Source organism: Pseudomonas sp. R3-56, assembly GCF_051132075.1.
GTDB lineage: Bacteria > Pseudomonadota > Gammaproteobacteria > Pseudomonadales > Pseudomonadaceae > Aquipseudomonas.
The window spans coordinates 1,901,790-1,921,698 of the sequence record NZ_CP071657.1 but is presented as its reverse complement, the minus strand read 5'-3'; the positions used below and the strand labels follow the sequence as shown (position 1 = coordinate 1,921,698).

Sequence of the window (19,909 nt, the reverse complement as noted above, 5' to 3'; positions counted from 1 at the left end):
GCTTTTCCTTTTTTCAGTCATTCCCGAACCCTACCGGAATGCACCAACAGTCATCGCGCCTTAGGAAAGGTAGTGGCCGTTTAGTGGCAAAATACCGTACACCAACGATAAGCAGGCATTTTGACGCTAATGGGTAGAGACCAAACCTTCCAAACCGATAAAATACACGCTTCAAGGCGTTTTCACCTATCAGCCCGCCCTACAGTTTGGTCGAGCAAGGCTACCCGTTTTGCCCAGCCTATCCCTAACCCCGAGATGCGAGGACGCATGGATCCGCAAACACTCCGCGCTGGCAATGCAGGCACTGAGCCACTCGTCAAGAATGCTGAAACGCCGCCCTCCACATTTGAAATAGCTATTTTTTTATGCACGTATAATGGTCGACTATTTCTCAAAGATCAAATTGACTCGATCATTGCTCAGACCTATGAAAACTGGACGATATATATTTCAGACGATGGTTCGACTGATGGAACTCTCGAACTCCTGAAGCACTACCAGGCGCTGGTCGACACCCAGCGCATACAGATACTCAGCGGCCCCCGCAAAGGATTTGCTGAAAACTTCATGTCGCTCATTAGAAACACCGAAATCAGCGCGGATTTTTTTCCTTTTGCGACCAAGACGATATCTGGTTTCACAATAAGCTGGAAAAAAGTGTCGCTCAGCTCCAATCGCTCCCCACCCATCTTCCCGCTCTTTACTGCTCTCGCACTCGCCTGGTTGATGCGCATCAGAAAGTATTGGGGCTCTCATCTCATTTCAAAAAAAGTCCGTCCTTCCAGAACGCACTGATCCAAAGCCTCGCCGGCGCCAATACCATGCTACTCAATAACGCTGCCAGAACTATTCTAAGTAAAGTCCCGCATTACACGCACGTTGTCGCACACGACTGGCTGGCCTATCTCTTGACAACCGGCTGTGGCGGAACCGTTATCTACGACTCCGAACCTACCCTGGATTACCGCCAACACGAGGCCAATGTCATCGGTGTGAACACTGGCCTTAAAGAGCAGCTGACACGAGCGACCAAGTTGATCGACGGCCGTTTTAAACAATGGAGCGACTCCCATATCGAAATCCTTGAGCTGCTCGAGCGAGAACTGACACCTACACATCGGCAGGTATTCGACGATTTCAAACAAGGGCGCCAAGGGTCTCTGTTCAAGAGGCTCTACCTCTTCAAGAGAGCGGGTGTCTATCGCCAGACCCTGGGAAGTAACATCGGGCTATTCCTGGCCGTTCTCCTGGGCAAAATCTGACCATCAAACGGATCACGACCGGGCGCCTCTTTCCAAGGTCGCACAGAAAGGACACACTAAAAAACAAGCAGGGCCTGAAGCAGCAATCACAGCAAAACTTACCCGACCCTGCCGATCCTCAGAGCAATTTGTGGCCCCGGACCAAATCGCTTTTCTTCTCCTCGCTGATGACTGCCACATCAGATAAAACCGCCTGCATTTTTTCAATACCTTGCTGACCGCGACGAACGTCCGTTATGACGACACCTGTTGAACTCAGTTCTTTAGAGACTGCGTCCAGATACTCATCAATCGGATAATGAAAGCCCCACGACTTACGCGATATCACGCAATCAAAGGGCCCTGCCCCCTCAAGACTCCAGGCACCTACTTCACACAAGGAGATATTTTTCTCTTCAACCCCGTTCAAAAGCAGAAACTGCTTGGTTATTTCCAGCGACGCCGTAAATTTATAAGTTTCATTAAAGCCAGTAGGCGCAATGTCCGCAGGCGTCAGGCTTTTCATGTCAACTGACTGATCGAACAGATAAAGCTTCGGTTTCTCACCCTGTAGATAATTGTGAATCAATAACGGAACCAACCCAATGCCACATCCAATATCCAAAATATTTGCGCATTTTTCAGGAAGGTATGGCAGGACGTTTTTGACGTACGCCTTGCTGGCTGTGACAACGGAATCAAGAAACGCTGTTTGAAACTCTTCGTTGCCTTTCAGAATCTCGAAAATATCTTCCCCTTCCCGTTCATATTTCCGGCGAACCTCGGCGGAAGCGCTCTGTGCCAAGAGCACCTGAAGCGCAGCCATGGGGTATTTCAAGCCTTGGAATTCGATAGCTTCGTTAGTCATATCCGTCCTCGAAACATGGGGTACAATAGCCTCTCGATCGGCCAATAGCGCCTGCAATGCAGTGAAAGCCTGCCAGGAACGCACACCTTAAATCTCTAAGGAATGCATGATGGTGGGCATCTTGCCATAAAGCCTGGTAATGGTCATTAGCGATAGCTGTCGCGGAAAGCCCAAGCGTATCCACCACCTTACGCGCTCAAATAGCTCACGGACACTGGAAGGGTAGATTCATGACAAAAAATCTAGTCGCACAAGCGACATTGGTAGGTAGCGACCAGCGCGGACAGTTGAAACATCAACGCCCGCTTGTGATCTGGTTTACCGGCCTGAGCGGCTCGGGCAAATCAACTCTGGCCAACGCCTTGGAACTTGCCTTGGCCGATAGCAAGCGACATACCTATTTATTGGACGGCGACAACATTCGTCTGGGACTGTGTCAAGACCTTGGATTCAGCGACGCCGACAGGAAAGAAAATATCCGACGCATCTCTGAAGTAGCCAAGTTGTTTATTGATGCTGGCCTCATAGTTATTACCGCCTTCATTTCACCTTTCCGTAGCGACCGCGACCTGGCCAGATCGGTCATCGGGGAAGATTATTTTATTGAGGTTTTCATCGATACCCCTCTCGCCGAATGCGAGCGTCGAGATCCTAAAGGATTGTACGGCAAAGCGAGGCAGGGACTTATCAAGAATTTCACAGGGATTGATTCTGCCTATGAAGCACCTGAAAATCCTCATATTAAAATAGATACCACCTCGGAGTGTTTGACCGACTCCGTGAACCGCATACTTGAATATATTGACGCTCGGATAAAAACCAACACGGCCTGACACGCCAGAAAGATCCGCTTATCTATAATCCTGGCGAACAGCTGTGCTTTCGTTATTTACAGGCTAGTTACGCTTCGAGTCTGCCACCTCGAGCCGTGCTGTCCCATCCGGACGCTTCGGATATAGCTTCTTCAACGAAAGCAAAGGCTTCTCCAGACACACAAACGAAAGACTAGCCAAACCCAAGGAAAACAAGCTCACCACAATAAAAACCAAATAAGGCTGCAGCACCTCAGGAAAATATTCCTTATTTCGAGCCACCCACTCAACCCCACCGGGCCTGGCAATATAATGTATGACGTACACGCCATAACTGATACGCCCGATCCATTTAAAGACACTCAACTCCAGCAGCCGCACCAAGCCACCCTGCTGGTTCTGCGAGACGTAAGCAATCAACGTCACAGAAAACAGTGCAAAACACAAGTGCGCCAAGGAGGTATAAAGTACATCCTGATTTATTCTTGCACGAAAAAAATAAAAATAAACGGATGCTGCAGTCAGGCACAGGAAGCCTGCCAGCACCGCTGACCCGCTGCCCACCCAAGTCACAGTGGACCGTTTATATGCTAATAACGCTCCCAGACAGAGCCCCTCGACGCAGCCCCACAATGGATGTGTCGCGTAGTTCCATACATAAAAACCACCGCGAGCAGAAAATGAGTAGGCAAAAAGCATTTTCAAAATGATGCCGCCTATAAAAAACATGACGATCCATAGAAAAGAACGTCGCGGCGCCAAAAGAATCAAAAAAAACGGAATAATAAAATAAAACTGCTCTTCAACCGCTAACGTCCAAAAATGGTCGGCATTCCCAAACGACACATCAGCAAAAAAAGAATAATTCGAGACATAGAATAATAGCCAATACGGATTGGCTGCGACATATGGATCTTTCGCCACCCAATAAAGATACGCCAGCGCCAGATAATATAGGGGAAAAATCCTTAAAGCCCTTCGGTAATAGAAGGTGGCAAAGGCAGAAAACCTGCCAAGTGAACCATCATCGACGTGACGCTGCAGTTCCAGAAGGGACCTTGTCACCAAAAATCCGCTAATGACAAAAAAAAGAATTACACCTACGCGTCCGAAATGAAAATAATCAAGTATTGAATCGGGACGAGGCCAAAGATGAGAGATCAACACCATCAGCACGCCCAGGGCACGCATCCCATCCATACCACTGATCTGTTGCTGTCCCGCATATTCTTGGTTCATATTCTGCCTTGCCTCAACAAACCTTATAGTCTCCACGGCCTCTATCGAAGCTTATACTATGTTTAATGCAGCCAGGCTAATCATCCGAAACGCGCTTATCCTGCTCGACCACAGCGTAAGAACCACGAAGCTACACCTTGCCCGCCTTCAATAGGTAAGCGATAAAAACAAGCGGAAGGTATGCCCAGAGAATTCCCGCAACAGCACTCAAATAACCGAGTTGAACCAGGATCGAAACAGGTAACAGAAAAAATACGTTTACATAGACAACCGTGCCAGTTACTTTTTTATGCCCCCAACGACGAGCCGCCTTTTGGTATCCATGGCTACTATGGGCCTCATAAATTTTACACCCTCCGATCAGGCGTCGAACAAGCGTCCATGTTGCATCAACAATAAAAACCCCTAGGAGTATCAACCAACTCCAAAGCAACTCTGGCTTGCTCCAGGCAGCTTGCAGCACCATCGCCCCAATAATGATTCCGAGGAAACCGCTACCTGCATCCCCCATGAAAATACGTGCAGGCGGATAGTTCCAACACAGGAAGCCGGCGACAGCTACCGACAGCATCAGCGGAGCCCAGATCAGCTCGTGAGCATCGCCTATCCAGTAAAGCAAGCTTCCGCCCAAGCATACGCTGATCGCTTCAGCACAGGCCAAGCCGTCAATACCGTCCATAAAGTTGTAAAGATTGAGCATCCAGACCAGAGCAACTGTTCCAAGTACCCCAGCAATCCATCCCGGCTCAAACAAAACACCAAACAGCTCAATAGGCGGAACCCCGTCAAACCAGAACAGAACCCAAGCGGCTGCCATGAAATGCCCCAGCAAACGCCACCGGGCCGGAATATGCCCATGATCGTCAACAAAACCGATTACCGCGACTACCATACCGGCGCCCAGCATCGCAATTAATTCCGAGCTTGGTAATGAACCTAGTAATGTCAGAACCGGAAGAACCAGCATCAAGGCCAGAACGATCGAGACACCACCACCACGAGGCACCGGAACCGAATGAGCGCTACGCTCATTCGGAATATCCATCAGACTTCGCGACAACGCATATTTGCGCAAAAGCCAAGTACCTGCCCAAGTGGCAGTAAACACCATTATTAATAAAAACCCATAAATCATCGTAGTTCTCGATTCCGATAATGGCCGGCCGGCCACCTCAACGTCCATTCAGCCCAGCACGTCAGCACCTTAACTCTCTGCCCGCCGGTCAGAGCCCGGATCTGGCCGCACGCCCTTGACACCAAACAAAGCCGCTGCCCAGCAGATCAAGAAAAACAGACATTTGTCCCGAACCCGTCGCCGACAGCGCCAGGCACTAAAAGACAATTTTAATAATTGCACGCGCTCCATGCTCAGCCAACTTTGGACAAAAGGATCGGTAGTTTCCCCCACCAGACGAGTAATCAGCCGGATCTGAGAGAACCACCAGCCATCGTGAATTGTCTGATAACGTAAAATCAGCGATCTCAATCCGACGTTGGCCCCGAACTGATTGCTCTCATGTTGACGGTATTGCAGGGATGGCTTTGGATCAATGAACCATTTGAAGTTGCGGCTACGCGCAAAAGCGTAGCAATACCAATCATGCAAACTGACGCTCTGCAGATCAGCCCAGTTGGCCAGAATGGATTTCTTTATAGCCGATGCCACCTGTTGACTCATTACATAAGTACAACCTGGGCCCGCCGCCTCGAATAGATAGTCCCACCGGACCTGAGCTTGAGCTTTGTCAAGCAACCGGGTTTTTCCATCCGGCCAAAAAGCAGTGACATTACTGGAATAGACGTCTACACCATGTGCCTGGATGGCGTGGGTCGCACGCTCAAGCTTGTCTTCATGCCATATATCATCCTGGTCGGCGAAAGCCACATAGTCATAACCTTCAAAACTTACATCACGAAGTAGCCTGAAAAAATTACGTGCCGCTCCACCCAAGGTTTCACTGGGAGGTAATATTTCTACACGTTTATTCGTGGCAGCATAACGTGTGCACCACTCACTGGTACCGTCAGTGGATGGATCGATACTAATAAAGACAGTCACGTCACTCGCCGACTGGCAAAGGATCGAAAGCAGCTGCTCTTCGATCCACCGTATGCCATTGCAGGCAGCCAGCAAAACCGCAACCCTGGGATATGTCACTGGCATTATTCCTGCTTATCGTCAAACCAGGTTTAACGACTTAGCTTCGGTCAGTGGGAAGGTGAGTTCAGCAGCTTTTGCAAATACTGACCATAACCAGTCTTCTTCAACGCATCCGCTTGGGCACCTAGCTGCTCGGCAGTAATCCAGCCGTTGTTATAGGCAATTTCTTCCAGGCACGCCACCTTCAGTCCTTGACGCTGTTCGATGGTGTGCACGAAATGACTCGCCTCCAGTAACGAATCATGAGTACCCGTGTCCAGCCAGGCAAAACCACGACCAAGCATTTCAACATTAAGGGACTGTTGCTCGAGGTAGACCCGATTGACATCGGTAATCTCTAATTCGCCACGCGCAGAGGGCTTGATGCTCTTCGCAATTTTGACGACCTGATTGTCATAAAAATACAATCCTGTCACCGCATAGCTGGATTTCGGTTCGAGAGGTTTCTCTTCAATACTCAAGGCCCGACCATCGGCGTCAAACTCAACCACCCCGAAACGCTCAGGATCCGAAACGTGATAACCAAAAACGGTAGCGCCGTGTAGTTGTGTGCTGGCAGAGCGTAAGTTGTCAGAGAAATGCTGACCATAAAAAATGTTGTCGCCTAAAATCAAGCAACATGGATCAGAACCAATAAACTCTTCGCCAATAATGAAGGCTTGCGCCAAGCCATCCGGACTGGGTTGCTCGGCATAGCTCAGTTTGATTCCATAATGAGTGCCGTCACCTAACAGCTTGCGAAAGCACGGCAAGTCTTCAGGGGTGGAAATAATCAGAACTTCACGCATGCCGGCAAGCATCAGCACTGACAACGGATAGAAAATCATCGGTTTGTCGTAGATGGGAAGCATCTGTTTCGATACGCCCAACGTCAACGGATGCAGCCGCGTACCCGAACCGCCAGCAAGAATAATACCTTTACGATTTGTTCCGGTCATTTATTTAGAACTTCCCTAAGCATTCGGGTTACGCCACTTTGCCAATCCGGCAAGCGTAGTGAAAAATTATCGCGCAGTTTTTGAGTATTCAGACGAGAGTTTAGCGGCCGACGCGCGGGGGTAGGGTAATCACTGGTTTCGATCGGGTTCACAGTAGTCACCATCAATGACTCTCCCTGGCTGCGAGCGAAGTCAATGACATAGCTGGCATAGCCATGCCAAGACACCTCGCCACTGGCAGCCAAGTGGTAAACACCGCTTAACTCAGGACATATCATGGCTTTCTGAATCGCCAAGGCAGTCACGTCGGCGATCAGATCCGCGCCAGTAGGTGCTCCAACCTGGTCAGCGATAACATTCAAAGTCTCACGTTCCTTGCCCAGACGCAGCATGGTTTTCGCAAAATTGTTACCCCTGGCACCGTATACCCAACTGGTGCGGAACAGTAGGTATTTACAACCTGAAGCGATAATTGCCTGCTCACCGGCGGATTTGCTTGCGCCGTAGTGATTCACCGGAGCTACTGCATCGGTCTCTTGCCAGGCCTTGGTACCCTGGCCGTTGAAGACGTAGTCCGTTGAATAATGAATCAGCCATGCGCCTCGGGACGCCGCCTCCTCAGCCATGACTCGACTGGCAGAGCCGTTGACCAGTTGAGCCAGCTCGGTTTCGGACTCGGCTTTATCAACAGCAGTATAAGCCGCCGCATTGACAATTATGTCAGGCCTAACCTGACGAATCGTCGCACGCAGCATGTCAAGGTTGGACAGATCGCCACTCAGGCCCTCGGAGGAATGACGATCCAGGGAGATGAGATCACCCAGTGGAGCAAGCGAACGCTGTAGCTCCCATCCTACCTGCCCGTTTTTTCCGAAAAGAAGAATTTTCATGCCTTACCTGATCGATCGCTATAGTTCTGATCAATCCACTGCTGGTAGCTACCACTCTTCACGTGCATCACCCATTCATTGTTTTCCAGATACCACTCAACGGTCTTACGGATACCGCTTTCAAATGTCTCCTCTGGCACCCAGCCCAATTCTCGTTGGATCTTGCTGGCATCGATGGCGTAACGCTGGTCGTGGCCTGGGCGGTCCTGAACATAAGTGATCAGCTGGGCATGAGGACGATGAACAGACTCGGGGCGCAATTCATCCAGCAGCGCACACAATGCATGCACAACTTCAATGTTCTGCTTTTCGTTGTGACCGCCGATGTTGTAAGTCTCGCCAATCACACCTTCCGTTACCACCTTGTATAGGGCCCGGGCATGATCTTCCACATAGAGCCAGTCACGTATCTGATTGCCTTTGCCGTACACCGGCAGGGGCTTGCCTTCCAACGCATTGAGAATGATCAGCGGAATAAGTTTTTCGGGGAAATGGCAGGGGCCGTAATTGTTCGAGCAGTTGGTCACCAGCGTCGGCAAGCCGTAAGTACGGCTCCAGGCGCGGACCAAGTGATCAGAACTGGCCTTGCTGGCAGAATAAGGCGAGCTTGGCTGATAGGGGGTTGTTTCGGTGAACAAGTCTTCCGGCCCCTCGAGGTCACCATAGACTTCGTCCGTAGAAATGTGATGGAAACGGAAATTGGCTTTTCGTGCTTCATCCAGCGCAGTCCAATAATGGCGGGCGGCTTCAAGCAACGTGTAAGTGCCGATGATGTTCGTCTGAATGAACTCGGACGGTCCGGAGATCGAACGGTCCACATGGGACTCCGCAGCCAGATGCATGATCGCATCAGGCTGGTGATCATGCAGGACGCGATCCATTTCAGCGCGGTCGCAGATATCTACGCGCTCAAAAGCATAACGGGGACTCTGGCTGACTTCGGCCAAGGATTCCAAATTGCCGGCGTACGTGAGCTTGTCGACATTCACGACCGTATCTGTGGTATTGGAGATGATATGACGAATGACCGCAGAGCCGATAAACCCGGCGCCGCCAGTGACTAAGATTTTCACGCGAACCATACCCTTGAGCTGTCAACAGGCTGCCAACCGAGCGCTGTCTAATCCATGAACACAAAGCCATTTTCTGTGGGGCTTTGTTACGCTGACTGGACACGTATACGCCATGCCCGATCAAGCGGAACATTTTACAGATTAATGGACTATTTACTAACGGATATAGACTGTCCGGCGTTCACTGGGTCTCGCCGAAATGCCTGACCAGCCTTCAGACCAGACGCTTACGCTTGATGCGACCCACTAACCATCCGAGTAACGGACCGAGCAGCATGCCAAGCAACAACGCAACGACACTGATGACAGATACCGGCAATTGAGGCCCAGCCCAGCCCAGAAATGACAAGGAAACCGGCTCTTGGTTTTCCAAGACAAATGCGAGAACAATGAGAATTGTCAGCAGCACGAACACCGCAAAAAGAATACGTTTTAGCTTAGTCACTTTCCTGCTCCTCGTTCAGGCGCAGTCAAACGCCCTCCTCCTCTTCGTTCACACGATCCCGAAGCTCCTTGCCCGGCTTGAAATGCGGAACAAATTTTCCATCCAAGCTAACGGACTGGCCGGTTTTGGGATTACGGCCTACACGTGGCGCCCGATAATGAAGAGAGAAGCTGCCAAAACCACGAATCTCGATTCGATCGCCTGTGGCCAGGCATTGGGACATTTGCTCAAGCATGGTCTTGATGGCCAGCTCCACATCCTTGGATGAGAGTAGCCCTTGATGGGTGACAATCCGTTCGATCAACTCCGACTTCGTCATGTTTTTCCCTTCTTTTTCAAGCAGCTAGGAAAATCGCTTAACAGGTTTTAGCATGACCGGAGGGATTTGAACAGCCTATGTATTGACATATATTCAAGGCTGGGCAGATGCCCCGTTTTTGTGCAGATATCCAATGTGACCCGCGCTCATCGACAGATAACCAACATGGTGCGAGTCAGATAGCCGGCTGGATTGATACCAAAAGGGTAAATATCTTCGTCCCTGGCGTCATCGGTACGCGTGATGACTTTGTATCCTGCACCTTTGCATTCTTTCGCCGCGCGCTTATGGCATTTGTCCCAACCAGAACCCAACCCGGAACAGTCGACCTGTACGCCGCTGACCCCACGCACTGCTCGTGTCTTCGCCTGTGTACTACAACCGACGAGCATCAGAACGACCAATACGACCATTAGCTTTTTCATTCATTTCCTTAGAAACGGGACATCAGGTTTTACCCATAACGATCCAGCCAACGCCAACGCAATTAAACGACTACCTTGTTACAGAAAGGACACCCTCTCGCAAGAAATGGTTTCGCCACGGAAACATATCAACGGCTGGGACGACGCGCCGAACTGAACTTCCGCCCAGCATCTACCAGCGCCATACCCGCATCCATGGGCGCTCGCCAGCCTAAAACATCCCGCGCCTTGCTGGAGTCGATAACAAGACTTGCACATAGCTGTTCAAACGCCCCCCGCATGCCCACCGCGCGAGCCCCCCATCGCATCAGGCCCTCTGGCGCAGGAAAAAGCAAAATCCCCTTGTCCATACCTTCCGCCAACCGCTCAATAATCTGCGCGGTCGAAAAATCCATCCCATCAGCTACCAAAAATGTTTCGTTAGCAGCAGCCGGATGCTGGGAGCACAGGAAAATGAAGTCCACCAGATTCTCCAATGCAATCATGCTGCGACAATTATGGATAGAGGCGAATGGCATCGGAAGCCCTGTGGCAACCAACTTCAGAAGACGACGAAAGTTGCCTGGAGCATGGCCAGCGTATACAAGCGGCGGCCGAATGATGACGAGTTCCATACCGGAGCCTTTCAGCAATCCGGTCATCGCTTGCTCGGCCTCCCATTTTGAAATTGCGTAGTCCGCCTTTGGGGAAGGTACTGACTCTTCGTTGAATGGAACTCTCCCTGTAGCAGAACCATTTACACCGATAGAGCTGATAAAGACGAAGCGCTTTACACCAGAGGCAAGCGCCTTACGAGCCAGGCTCACCGTGTACTCGACATTATCGACCCGATACATATCCAAGGATGAACCCGAAGAATCCTTTATTACATGGGCACGACCAGCTAGATGAATCACTGTAGCAACATCATCAGGGAAAGACGGATCGCCTCCACTGGCACAGACGAACTGCTGTACGGCGCTTGGAAGCTCTTGGCTCCGCCGACGAACCAGGGCGATGACCTCCGCCTCCTGTCGCAGCAAGAGTTGCCGTATAAGGGCTTGGCCAATGAACCCGGTAGCGCCCGTAACCAGTACTTTTTCTGAAGTCATCAATAACCTGCTCCGAGGATCCACGAGCCGCCCCGCCCCGGACAGTCAGCTTCCAACCGGTGCGTGTCCGTTCTCCGACCATAAGCGTTGCTCATATGCACCTCCAGGGTTTGCGCTAGCCAAATGCTGAGCAAGAAAAAGGGCGACCGAAGTCGCCCTTTTTTATGGTCTGACAGAACTCAGTTCTGCTTTTCCATCTGTGCACGCAGCAGGTCGCCCAGAGTGGTAGGACCAGGAGCATCAGTAGCTGGCTTCTCGCGCAGGCTCTGGATTGCTTCTTTCTCTTCAGCATCGTCTTTCGACTTGATGGAGAGCTGGATTACGCGGCTCTTGCGGTCAACGCTGATGATCTTGGCTTCTACTTCTTCGCCTTCTTTCAGGACGTTGCGCGCGTCTTCAACGCGGTCACGGCTGATTTCGGAGGCTTTCAGAGTCGCTTCGATATCGTCGGCCAAGGTGATGATGGCGCCTTTGGCGTCAACTTCTTTCACGATGCCCTTAACGATTGCGCCTTTGTCGTTCTCTTGAACGTACTCGGAGAACGGATCGCTTTCCAGTTGCTTGATACCCAGGGAGATGCGCTCGCGCTCTGGGTCAACCGACAGGATAACGGTGTCCAGCTCGTCGCCCTTCTTGAAGCGGCGTACGGCTTCTTCGCCCACTTCGTTCCAGGAGATGTCGGACAGGTGAACCAGGCCGTCGATGCCGCCGTCCAGACCAATGAAGATACCGAAATCGGTGATCGACTTGATGGTGCCGGAGATTTTATCGCCCTTGTTGAACTGGCCAGAGAAGTCTTCCCATGGGTTGGACTTGCACTGCTTGATGCCGAGGGAGATACGACGACGCTCTTCGTCGATGTCCAGAACCATGACTTCCACTTCGTCGCCGACTTGTACGACTTTCGAAGGGTGGATGTTCTTGTTGGTCCAGTCCATTTCGGAAACGTGTACCAGGCCTTCAACGCCTTCTTCCAGCTCAGCGAAGCAGCCGTAGTCGGTGAGGTTGGTAACACGAGCGGTAACGCGAGTGCCTTCTGGGTAACGGGCTTTGATAGCGACCCATGGATCTTCACCCAGTTGCTTGAGGCCCAGGGAAACACGATTGCGCTCGCGATCGTACTTCAGAACCTTGACATCGATCTCGTCGCCAACGTTGACGATTTCCGAAGGATGCTTGATACGCTTCCAGGCCATGTCGGTGATGTGCAGCAGGCCATCGACGCCACCCAGATCGACGAATGCGCCGTAATCGGTGAGGTTCTTGACGATACCCTTGACCTGCTGGCCTTCCTGCAGCGATTCCAGCAGAGCTTCACGCTCGGCGGAGTTCTCGGCTTCCAGGACACTGCGACGGGAAACGACAACGTTGTTGCGCTTCTGGTCCAGCTTGATGACCTTGAATTCCAGCTCTTTGCCTTCCAGGTGCGTGGTGTCGCGCACTGGACGGACGTCAACCAGGGAACCTGGCAGGAACGCACGGATGCCGTTAACGTCGACAGTGAAGCCGCCTTTAACCTTACCGTTGATAACGCCCTTGACCACTTCCTCAGCTGCGAAGGCCGCTTCCAGAACGATCCAGCATTCAGCACGCTTGGCTTTTTCACGGGACAGCTTGGTTTCACCAAAGCCATCTTCAACCGAGTCCAGCGCAACGTGAACTTCGTCACCGACGTTGATGTTCAGTTCGCCAGCGTCGTTGTAGAACTGCTCAAGCGGGATCAGCGCTTCAGACTTCAGACCAGCGTGAACGGTTACCCAGCGAGCCTGGTAATCGATATCAACGATAACGCCGGTGATGATGGAGCCTGCCTGAAGGTTCAGGGTTTTCAAGCTTTCTTCAAAGAGTTCCGCAAAGCTTTCGCTCATTTTAATTCCTGTTGATTAGGGCGAAGTAAACGCCCATCTCCACACCCCAGACGATGTGGGTTAGTTTCATATAAAAGAAGCGCCGCAGGACTATGACTGGTCCCCTGCGGAGCTTCCTGTCACCCGGCGATATCGCGAAGCGCGATCTCGCTCATGATGCGTTGCAACACCTGATCAATGGACAACTCCGTGGAATCCAGCTGAATCGCATCGGCCGCCGGCTTTAGCGGGGCTACTGCGCGCTGGGTATCACGCTCGTCGCGTGCACGGATCTCATCTAGCAGACTCGACAGACTAACATCCTCGCCTTTGCCCTTCAACTGCAAATATCGGCGGCGAGCCCGCTCCTCCGCGCTGGCGGTGAGGAATATCTTCAGCGGCGCATCCGGAAATACCACCGTGCCCATGTCGCGGCCATCGGCCACCAGTCCCGGCGGCTCCTGGAACGCCCGTTGACGCTGCAGCAGCGCTTCGCGCACCGCCGGCAGCGCGGCGACCTGGGAGGCCCCGGCGCCAACGCTTTCGGTACGGATGACGTCGCTGACTTCGTCACCTTCCAGGATGATGCGCTGCAACTGGCCATCGGTGGCGGCGATGAACTGCACGTCCAGATGGGCGGCCAGGGCCTTGAGCAGTTCCTCGTTGGTCAGGTCGACGCCATGGTTCTTGGCGGCGAAGGCCAGCAAGCGATAGAGGGCGCCGGAATCGAGCAGATTCCAGCCCAATTGCTTGGCCAGCATGCCGGCGATGGTGCCCTTGCCCGAGCCGCTTGGGCCATCAATGGTGATGACCGGTGCCTTGATGTTCACGACTGTGCCTCTTGTGCTACTCGAATACCGACCTGCGCGCACAACGCCAGGAAGTTCGGGAAAGACGTGGCGACGTTGGCGCAGTCATGGATGCGGATCGGCGCGCTGGCGCGCAGGGACGCAACACTGAATGCCATGGCGATGCGATGGTCGCCATGGCCATGGACTTCGCCACCGCCAATCTGGCCACCATCAATGATGATGCCGTCCGGCGTCGGTTCGCATTTGACACCAAGGGCCAGCAGGCCGTCGGCCATCACCTGAATGCGATCCGACTCCTTGACCCGCAGCTCTTCGGCGCCGGTCAGCACTGTGCGACCTTCTGCGCACGCCGCCGCCACGAACAGCACCGGGAACTCGTCGATCGCCAGGGGAACCAGCGCCTCGGGAATCTCGATGCCTTTGAGTTTAGCCGCTCTTACGTGTAAGTCTGCAACGGGCTCGCCACCCACTTCACGCTGGTTTTCCAGAGTGATGTCGGCGCCCATCAGGCGCAGGATGTCGATCACGCCGGTACGGGTCGGGTTGATCCCGACGTGTTCGAGTACCAGGTCGGAGCCTTCGGCGATCGACGCGGCCACGAGGAAGAACGCCGACGAGGAAATATCGCCCGGCACTTCGATGTGGGTCGCGGTCAGCTTGCTGCCCGATTCGACAGAAGCGGTAGCGCCGTCAACGCTGACCGGATAACCGAAGCCACGCAACATGCGCTCGGTGTGGTCGCGGGTCGGCGCCGGCTCGGTGACGGTGGTCTTGCCTTCGGCATACAGACCGGCGAGCAGCAGGCAGGACTTCACCTGGGCGCTGGCCATCGGCATGGTGTAGGTCAGGCCCTTGAGCTTGTTGCCGCCGCGAATGGTCATCGGCGGGCGACCGTCAGCCGCGGTCTCGATCACCGCACCCATTTCCCGCAGCGGGTTGGCGACGCGGTTCATCGGACGCTTGGACAGCGAGGCATCGCCGGTCAGGGTGCTGTCGAAATCCTGGGCGGCCAGCAGGCCGGACAACAGGCGCATCGACGTGCCGGAGTTGCCCAGGTAGATCGGGCCCGGAGCGGGCTTCAGACCGTGCAGGCCAACACCATGGATGGTTACGCGGCCGTGGTGTGGCCCCTCGATGACCACGCCCATGTCGCGGAACGCTTGCAGCGTTGCCAGGGCGTCTTCACCCTCGAGGAAACCTTCCACCTCGGTCACGCCCTCAGCCAGGGAGCCGAGCATGATCGAGCGGTGGGAAATCGATTTATCGCCCGGTACACGAATCCGCCCACTCAGGGAGCCACCAGGTTGTGCCAGGAAAATCAGATCGTTGGAGTTCATAGCGTCCACATAGGCCCGACGGGCCAGGATTTTACTGAAATGCTCGCGGGCCACCCTGGCGCGCGTGAAAACGCCCAGCAATTGGTGCCCGTCCCCTGCATCGACCGCGTCGCGCAAGGCGTCGAGATCGCTGCGAAATGTATCGAGTGTGCGCAGGACAGCTTCGCGGTTGGCGAGGAAGATGTCGTGCCACATGACCGGGTCGCTACCCGCGATTCTCGTGAAATCGCGGAAACCGCCGGCAGCGTAACGGAAGATCTCAAGATTTTCATTGCGTTTGGCCAATGAATCCACCAGACCGAACGCCAACAAGTGCGGCAAATGGCTGGTAGCGGCCAATACTTCGTCGTGTCGCTCGACCTGCATGTGCTCGACATCGGCCCCCAGCTCGCGCCACAGACGGTCCACCACCGACAATGCCGCGGGATCGGTCTGGTCCAGCGGCGTCAAAATGACCTTATGACGACGGAACAGCTCGGCGTTGGATGCCTCTACCCCGCTCTGCTCGGAGCCGGCAATCGGATGACCGGGCACGAAGCGCGCCGGCATGCCGCCGAACGCCTCGGTCGCCGCCCGCACGACATTGCCTTTGGCGCTGCCGACATCGGTGAGAATCGCTTGCCCGAGGTCCATGCCGGCCAACCGGGCCAGCAGTTTCTCCATGGCCAGGATCGGCACCGCCAGCTGGATCACGTCAGCCCCTTGGCAGGCGACCAGCAGGTCATCCTCGCAGCGATCCACCACGCCCAGCTCGACGGCGAGCCTGCGCGATTGCGGATCGAGGTCGACCCCCACGACTTCCCGGCACAGCCCGCTTTCACGCAGGCCCTTGGCGAACGAACCGCCGATCAATCCCAGGCCGACCACCACCAGGCGACCGATCATAGGTGTCGCAGGTTGCAGCGAGGTGACATCAACCACGAGCCAGGACCTTGCTCAGCGCCTCCAGGAAACGGCTGTTTTCCGCCGGCAGGCCGACGGTGACCCGCAGGTGATTCGGCATGCCGTAATTGGCCACCGGACGGACGATCACGCCTTCGCGCAGCAAGCCGTGGAACACCGGCGCCGCGACGCAGCCCACGTCGACACAAATGAAATTGCCCTTGGAAGGAATCCAGCTCAGCCCCAGCTCACGGAAGCCGGCTTCCAACTGCTGCATACCGGCCTCGTTCAAGCGGCGGCTCTCGGCCAGGTAGGCCTCGTCCTGCAAGGCGGCGCAGGCGGCGGCCAGGGCGAAGCTGTTGACGTTGAACGGTTGGCGCACGCGGTTCAGCACATCGGCCACCACTGCGGTGGAGAGGCCGTAACCGACCCGCAGCGACGCCAGGCCATAGGCCTTGGAGAACGTGCGCGACACCAGCAGGTTCGGATACGCGGCGAGGAAATCCAGGCCGTCGGGCAGGTCGCTGCCCTCGGCGTACTCGATGTAGGCCTCGTCCAGCACCACCAGCACGTGCTCGGGCACGTCCTGCAGGAAGTCGTCCAGGGCCTGGGCATCGAACCAGGTGCCGGTCGGATTGTTCGGGTTGGCGATGAAGACCACGCGGGTATTGGCGTCGATGGCGACCAGCATGGCCGGCAGATCGTGCCCCCAATCCTTAGCCGGAACCACATGGGCATCGGCACCAACGGCCTGGGTGGCAATCGGATAGACCGCAAACGCATGCTCGCTGAACACAGCGTTCAGGCCCGGCGCCAGATAGGCACGAGCGACCAATTCGAGAATGTCGTTGGAGCCGTTACCCAGGGTCACCTGGCTCAGCTCGACGCCGCAGCGCTCGGCCAGCAGGCTTTTCAAGGCAAAGCCATTACCGTCGGGGTAGCGGGTCAGCTCGGCCAGCTCGTCGCGGATCGCCGCCAATGCCTTGGGGCTCGCGCCCAGCGGGTTTTCGTTGCTCGCCAACTTGACGATGCTGGCCGGATCCAGATCCAGCTCGCGAGCCAGTTCGTCCACAGGCTTGCCTGGAACGTAAGGCGAAAGTTGTTGCACGCCTGGCTGCGCCAGTGCGAGGAAGTTGCCACTCATTGCTATCCGCCCTTAAAGAACTGCCTTGGGGTAGGAACCCAGCACTTTGAGTGCCACTGCTTCCTGACTGATTTTCTCCAGCACACCTTTGACCAGCGGATCGCGGTGGTGGCCGACAAAATCGATGAAGAACACGTAGGTCCATTTACCGCTGCGCGACGGACGGGTCTCGATCCGCGTCAGGTCGATCCCATTGTCGTGGAACGGCACCAGCAATTCGTGCAGCGCGCCCGGCTTGTTGCTCATGGAAACGATGATCGAGGTCTTGTCGTCGCCGGTCGGTGGGACTTCCTGGCTGCCGATCATCAGGAACCGGGTGGAGTTGTCCGGACGGTCCTCGATTTTCTCGGCCAGGCGCGTCAAGCCGTAGAGGCCTGCCGCCATATCGCCGGCGATGGCCGCCGAATTCCATTCACCCTTGACCCGCTTGGCCGCCTCGGCATTGCTCGACACCGCCACGCGCTCGACATTCGGATAATGCGCGTCCAGCCATTTGCGGCACTGGGCCAGGGACTGGGCGTGGGAATAGATGCGGCTGATGCTGTCGGTCTTGGTGCTCTCGCCCACCAGCAGGTGGTGGTGGATCCGCAGCTCGACTTCGCCACAGATCACCATGTCGTGTTCGAGGAAGCTGTCCAGCGTGTGGTTGACCGCGCCTTCGGTGGAGTTTTCCACCGGCACCACACCGAAATTCACCGCGCCAGCGGCCACTTCGCGGAAGACTTCGTCGATGGCCGCCATCGGTTTGCTGATCACCGCATGACCGAAATGCTTCATGGCGGCAGCCTGGGTGAAGGTGCCTTCCGGCCCCAGGTACGCGACTTTCAGCGGCTGTTCAAGGGCCAGGCACGAGGACATGATTTCGCGAAACAGCCGCGCCATCTCTTCGTTGCCCAGCGGCCCCTTGTTGCGCTCCATGACACGCTTGAGCACCTGGGCTTCGCGCTCCGGCCGGTAGAACACCGGCACTTCGCCTTCAGCCAGGGAAGCCATCTTCACCCGCGCGACTTCCTGGGCGCAGCGTGCACGCTCGCTGATCAGTTCCAGGACTTTTTCGTCCAGGGCGTCGATGCGCAGGCGCAGCGCCTTGAGTTCTTGCTCAGACATCAGCCGTGTTCCTTCTCGAACTCTGTCATGTAGGCGACCAGCGCATTGACGGCGTTGATGTCTACAGCGTTGTAGATGGAGGCGCGCATGCCGCCGACCGAGCGGTGGCCCTTGAGGTTCAGCAGGCCGCGCTCATCGGCGCCGGCCAGGAACGGCTTGTCGAGACGGTCGTCCGCCAGGCGGAACGGCACGTTCATCCAAGAGCGGTCGGATTTGTTGATCGGGTTGCTGTAGAGGCCGCTGGCGTCGATGAAGTCATACAGCGTGCGCTGTTTCACTTCGTTGAGCTTGCCAATGGCTTCGACACCGCCCTGCTCTTTCAGCCACTCGAACACCAGGCCGGACAGGTACCAGGCCAGGGTCGGCGGGGTGTTGTACATCGAGCCGTTGTCGGCCGCGACCTTGTAGTTGAGCATGGTCGGGCACAGGGAACGAGCGCGACCGAGCAGGTCTTCGCGGATGATCGCGACCAGGATGCCGCTCGGGCCGATGTTTTTCTGGGCGCCGGCGTAGATCATGCCGAAACGGGAGATATCCACAGGACGCGAGAGGATGTCCGAGGACATGTCGGCCACCAGCGGCACGTCACCGGTTTCCGGGATCCAGTTGAATTCCAGGCCACCGATGGTTTCGTTCGGCGCGTAGTGCACGTAGGCCGCGTCCTTGGACAGGTTCCACTCGTTCTGGCCGGGGATCGCGAAATAGTCGTAAGGCTTGGCGGTGGCGGCAACGTTGACGTGGCCGTAGCGCGACGCTTCTTCGATGGCTTTCTGCGACCAGATACCGGTGTCGATGTAGTCGGCCTTGCCACCTTCCGGCAACAGGTTCAACGGAATCTGCGCGAACTGCTGGCTGGCGCCGCCCTGCAGGAACAGCACTTTGTAGTTGGACGGGATGTTCAGCAGATCACGCAGGTCCTGCTCGGCCTTGGTCGCGATGGACACGAACTCATCGCTGCGATGGCTCATTTCCATGACGGACAGGCCCTTGCCATGCCAGTCGAGAAGTTCACCCTGGGCGCGCTTCAGGACCGCTTCAGGAAGCGCCGCCGGGCCGGCACAGAAGTTATAGGCTCTCTTGCTCACATCCAATCTCGCTCTGATCTGGTGGTCACTTAAATCTTCTGATTTGCACCGCTCCCACAGGGGCTACCGCTCACTCAAGGCATGGATGAATCCGTGGCGAGGGAGCTTGCTCCCGCTGGGCTGCGCAGCGGCCCCTCTTTGTTGTGAGCGCTTCGCACTCAAGCGGGAGCAAGCTCCCTCGCCACGATAAATC

The 19,909-nt window shown here is 55.1% G+C and carries 20 protein-coding genes; 3 read left to right on the top strand and 17 right to left on the bottom strand.

Translation table 11 applies throughout. The features are described from left to right. The first annotated feature begins 267 nt into the window (after positions 1-267). Together J3P96_RS08810 and J3P96_RS08805 are read left to right on the top strand one after the other, a co-directional pair. A complete protein-coding gene (locus J3P96_RS08810) occupies positions 268-795 on the top strand; it encodes a glycosyltransferase (RefSeq protein WP_434656540.1) in 528 nt (175 codons plus the stop codon). Positions 796-821: 26 nt separating this feature from the next. Next, positions 822-1,262, top strand: coding sequence for a hypothetical protein (locus tag J3P96_RS08805; RefSeq protein ID WP_434656538.1), 441 nt, complete (start codon positions 822-824; stop codon positions 1,260-1,262). A gap of 118 nt (positions 1,263-1,380) precedes the next feature. Here J3P96_RS08805 and J3P96_RS08800 read toward each other — a convergent pair whose 3' ends face one another. Beyond that, complete coding sequence (locus tag J3P96_RS08800; protein WP_434656537.1) at positions 1,381-2,109, bottom strand: class I SAM-dependent methyltransferase; 729 nt, start codon at positions 2,107-2,109, stop codon at positions 1,381-1,383. Between the two features lie 230 nt (positions 2,110-2,339). On the opposite strand from J3P96_RS08800, the gene cysC reads away from it, so the two are divergent. Further along, a complete protein-coding gene (gene cysC, locus J3P96_RS08795) occupies positions 2,340-2,942 on the top strand; it encodes an adenylyl-sulfate kinase (protein WP_434656535.1) in 603 nt (200 codons plus the stop codon). A 63-nt stretch (positions 2,943-3,005) separates the two neighbouring features. Here cysC and J3P96_RS08790 read toward each other — a convergent pair whose 3' ends face one another. The 16 genes from J3P96_RS08790 to serC all read right to left on the bottom strand — a co-directional run bounded on the left by J3P96_RS08790 (position 3,006) and on the right by serC (position 19,716). Further along, entirely contained in the window at positions 3,006-4,160 is a 1,155-nt protein-coding gene (locus J3P96_RS08790; RefSeq protein ID WP_434656533.1) for an acyltransferase family protein, read from the bottom strand. Positions 4,161-4,290: 130 nt separating this feature from the next. Further along, positions 4,291-5,295, bottom strand: coding sequence for an MraY family glycosyltransferase (locus tag J3P96_RS08785; protein ID WP_434656532.1), 1,005 nt, complete (start codon positions 5,293-5,295; stop codon positions 4,291-4,293). A gap of 69 nt (positions 5,296-5,364) precedes the next feature. Next, the gene (locus J3P96_RS08780) at positions 5,365-6,324 is read right to left on the bottom strand and encodes a glycosyltransferase (protein WP_434656531.1); all 960 of its coding nucleotides are present in this window, start codon (positions 6,322-6,324) and stop codon (positions 5,365-5,367) included. A 44-nt stretch (positions 6,325-6,368) separates the two neighbouring features. Then, on the bottom strand, positions 6,369-7,259 hold the full coding sequence (gene rfbA, locus J3P96_RS08775) for a glucose-1-phosphate thymidylyltransferase RfbA (RefSeq protein ID WP_305499701.1): 891 nt from the start codon (positions 7,257-7,259) through the stop codon (positions 6,369-6,371). Further along, on the bottom strand, positions 7,256-8,149 hold the full coding sequence (rfbD, locus tag J3P96_RS08770) for a dTDP-4-dehydrorhamnose reductase (RefSeq protein ID WP_434656529.1): 894 nt from the start codon (positions 8,147-8,149) through the stop codon (positions 7,256-7,258). Before rfbD ends, rfbA begins: the two co-directional genes overlap by 4 nt. Continuing rightward, positions 8,146-9,222 (bottom strand): dTDP-glucose 4,6-dehydratase, encoded by a 1,077-nt coding sequence (gene rfbB / locus J3P96_RS08765; RefSeq protein WP_434656527.1) that lies wholly within the window; start codon positions 9,220-9,222, stop codon positions 8,146-8,148. The genes rfbD and rfbB overlap by 4 nt, the downstream gene beginning before the upstream one ends. Positions 9,223-9,436: 214 nt before the next feature. Then, positions 9,437-9,667 (bottom strand): lipopolysaccharide assembly protein LapA domain-containing protein, encoded by a 231-nt coding sequence (locus J3P96_RS08760; protein WP_434656526.1) that lies wholly within the window; start codon positions 9,665-9,667, stop codon positions 9,437-9,439. A 25-nt stretch (positions 9,668-9,692) separates the two neighbouring features. Next, positions 9,693-9,986: an integration host factor subunit beta gene (ihfB, locus tag J3P96_RS08755; RefSeq protein ID WP_025805547.1), complete on the bottom strand. Its 294-nt coding sequence runs from the start codon at positions 9,984-9,986 to the stop codon at positions 9,693-9,695. A gap of 146 nt (positions 9,987-10,132) precedes the next feature. Further along, complete coding sequence (locus tag J3P96_RS08750) at positions 10,133-10,411, bottom strand: hypothetical protein (RefSeq protein WP_434656525.1); 279 nt, start codon at positions 10,409-10,411, stop codon at positions 10,133-10,135. Between the two features lie 128 nt (positions 10,412-10,539). Then, positions 10,540-11,502, bottom strand: a complete 963-nt coding sequence (locus tag J3P96_RS08745; protein ID WP_434658132.1) for an NAD-dependent epimerase/dehydratase family protein — start codon at positions 11,500-11,502, stop codon at positions 10,540-10,542. A gap of 179 nt (positions 11,503-11,681) precedes the next feature. Then, positions 11,682-13,370 (bottom strand): 30S ribosomal protein S1, encoded by a 1,689-nt coding sequence (rpsA, locus tag J3P96_RS08740; RefSeq protein WP_186704721.1) that lies wholly within the window; start codon positions 13,368-13,370, stop codon positions 11,682-11,684. A 119-nt stretch (positions 13,371-13,489) separates the two neighbouring features. Then, complete coding sequence (cmk, locus tag J3P96_RS08735; RefSeq protein WP_434572729.1) at positions 13,490-14,179, bottom strand: (d)CMP kinase; 690 nt, start codon at positions 14,177-14,179, stop codon at positions 13,490-13,492. Next, a complete protein-coding gene (locus J3P96_RS08730; RefSeq protein ID WP_305501208.1) occupies positions 14,176-16,383 on the bottom strand; it encodes a bifunctional prephenate dehydrogenase/3-phosphoshikimate 1-carboxyvinyltransferase in 2,208 nt (735 codons plus the stop codon). The genes cmk and J3P96_RS08730 overlap by 4 nt, the downstream gene beginning before the upstream one ends. Before the next feature lie 28 nt (positions 16,384-16,411). Beyond that, positions 16,412-17,524, bottom strand: coding sequence for a histidinol-phosphate transaminase (gene hisC / locus J3P96_RS08725; protein WP_434656524.1), 1,113 nt, complete (start codon positions 17,522-17,524; stop codon positions 16,412-16,414). A gap of 12 nt (positions 17,525-17,536) precedes the next feature. Next, on the bottom strand, positions 17,537-18,631 hold the full coding sequence (gene pheA, locus J3P96_RS08720) for a prephenate dehydratase (RefSeq protein WP_305499689.1): 1,095 nt from the start codon (positions 18,629-18,631) through the stop codon (positions 17,537-17,539). Next, positions 18,631-19,716, bottom strand: a complete 1,086-nt coding sequence (gene serC / locus J3P96_RS08715; protein WP_434656523.1) for a 3-phosphoserine/phosphohydroxythreonine transaminase — start codon at positions 19,714-19,716, stop codon at positions 18,631-18,633. Before serC ends, pheA begins: the two co-directional genes overlap by 1 nt. Between the last annotated feature and the right edge of the window lie 193 nt (positions 19,717-19,909).

What these genes read in the sequence shown, in the direction of transcription:
- J3P96_RS08810 (WP_434656540.1), top strand. Translation starts at nt 268, where the DNA reads ATGGATCCGCAAACACTCCGCGCTGGCAATGCAGGCACTGAGCCACTC.
- J3P96_RS08805 (WP_434656538.1), top strand. Translation starts at nt 822, where the DNA reads ATGCTACTCAATAACGCTGCCAGAACTATTCTAAGTAAAGTCCCGCAT.
- J3P96_RS08800 (WP_434656537.1), bottom strand. Translation starts at nt 2,109, where the DNA reads ATGACTAACGAAGCTATCGAATTCCAAGGCTTGAAATACCCCATGGCT.
- cysC (WP_434656535.1), top strand. Translation starts at nt 2,340, where the DNA reads ATGACAAAAAATCTAGTCGCACAAGCGACATTGGTAGGTAGCGACCAG.
- J3P96_RS08790 (WP_434656533.1), bottom strand. Translation starts at nt 4,160, where the DNA reads ATGAACCAAGAATATGCGGGACAGCAACAGATCAGTGGTATGGATGGG.
- J3P96_RS08785 (WP_434656532.1), bottom strand. Translation starts at nt 5,295, where the DNA reads ATGATTTATGGGTTTTTATTAATAATGGTGTTTACTGCCACTTGGGCA.
- J3P96_RS08780 (WP_434656531.1), bottom strand. Translation starts at nt 6,324, where the DNA reads ATGCCAGTGACATATCCCAGGGTTGCGGTTTTGCTGGCTGCCTGCAAT.
- rfbA (WP_305499701.1), bottom strand. Translation starts at nt 7,259, where the DNA reads ATGACCGGAACAAATCGTAAAGGTATTATTCTTGCTGGCGGTTCGGGT.
- rfbD (WP_434656529.1), bottom strand. Translation starts at nt 8,149, where the DNA reads ATGAAAATTCTTCTTTTCGGAAAAAACGGGCAGGTAGGATGGGAGCTA.
- ihfB (WP_025805547.1), bottom strand. Translation starts at nt 9,986, where the DNA reads ATGACGAAGTCGGAGTTGATCGAACGGATTGTCACCCATCAAGGGCTA.
- J3P96_RS08750 (WP_434656525.1), bottom strand. Translation starts at nt 10,411, where the DNA reads ATGAAAAAGCTAATGGTCGTATTGGTCGTTCTGATGCTCGTCGGTTGT.
- J3P96_RS08745 (WP_434658132.1), bottom strand. Translation starts at nt 11,502, where the DNA reads ATGACTTCAGAAAAAGTACTGGTTACGGGCGCTACCGGGTTCATTGGC.
- rpsA (WP_186704721.1), bottom strand. Translation starts at nt 13,370, where the DNA reads ATGAGCGAAAGCTTTGCGGAACTCTTTGAAGAAAGCTTGAAAACCCTG.
- J3P96_RS08730 (WP_305501208.1), bottom strand. Translation starts at nt 16,383, where the DNA reads ATGATCGGTCGCCTGGTGGTGGTCGGCCTGGGATTGATCGGCGGTTCG.
- hisC (WP_434656524.1), bottom strand. Translation starts at nt 17,524, where the DNA reads ATGAGTGGCAACTTCCTCGCACTGGCGCAGCCAGGCGTGCAACAACTT.
- pheA (WP_305499689.1), bottom strand. Translation starts at nt 18,631, where the DNA reads ATGTCTGAGCAAGAACTCAAGGCGCTGCGCCTGCGCATCGACGCCCTG.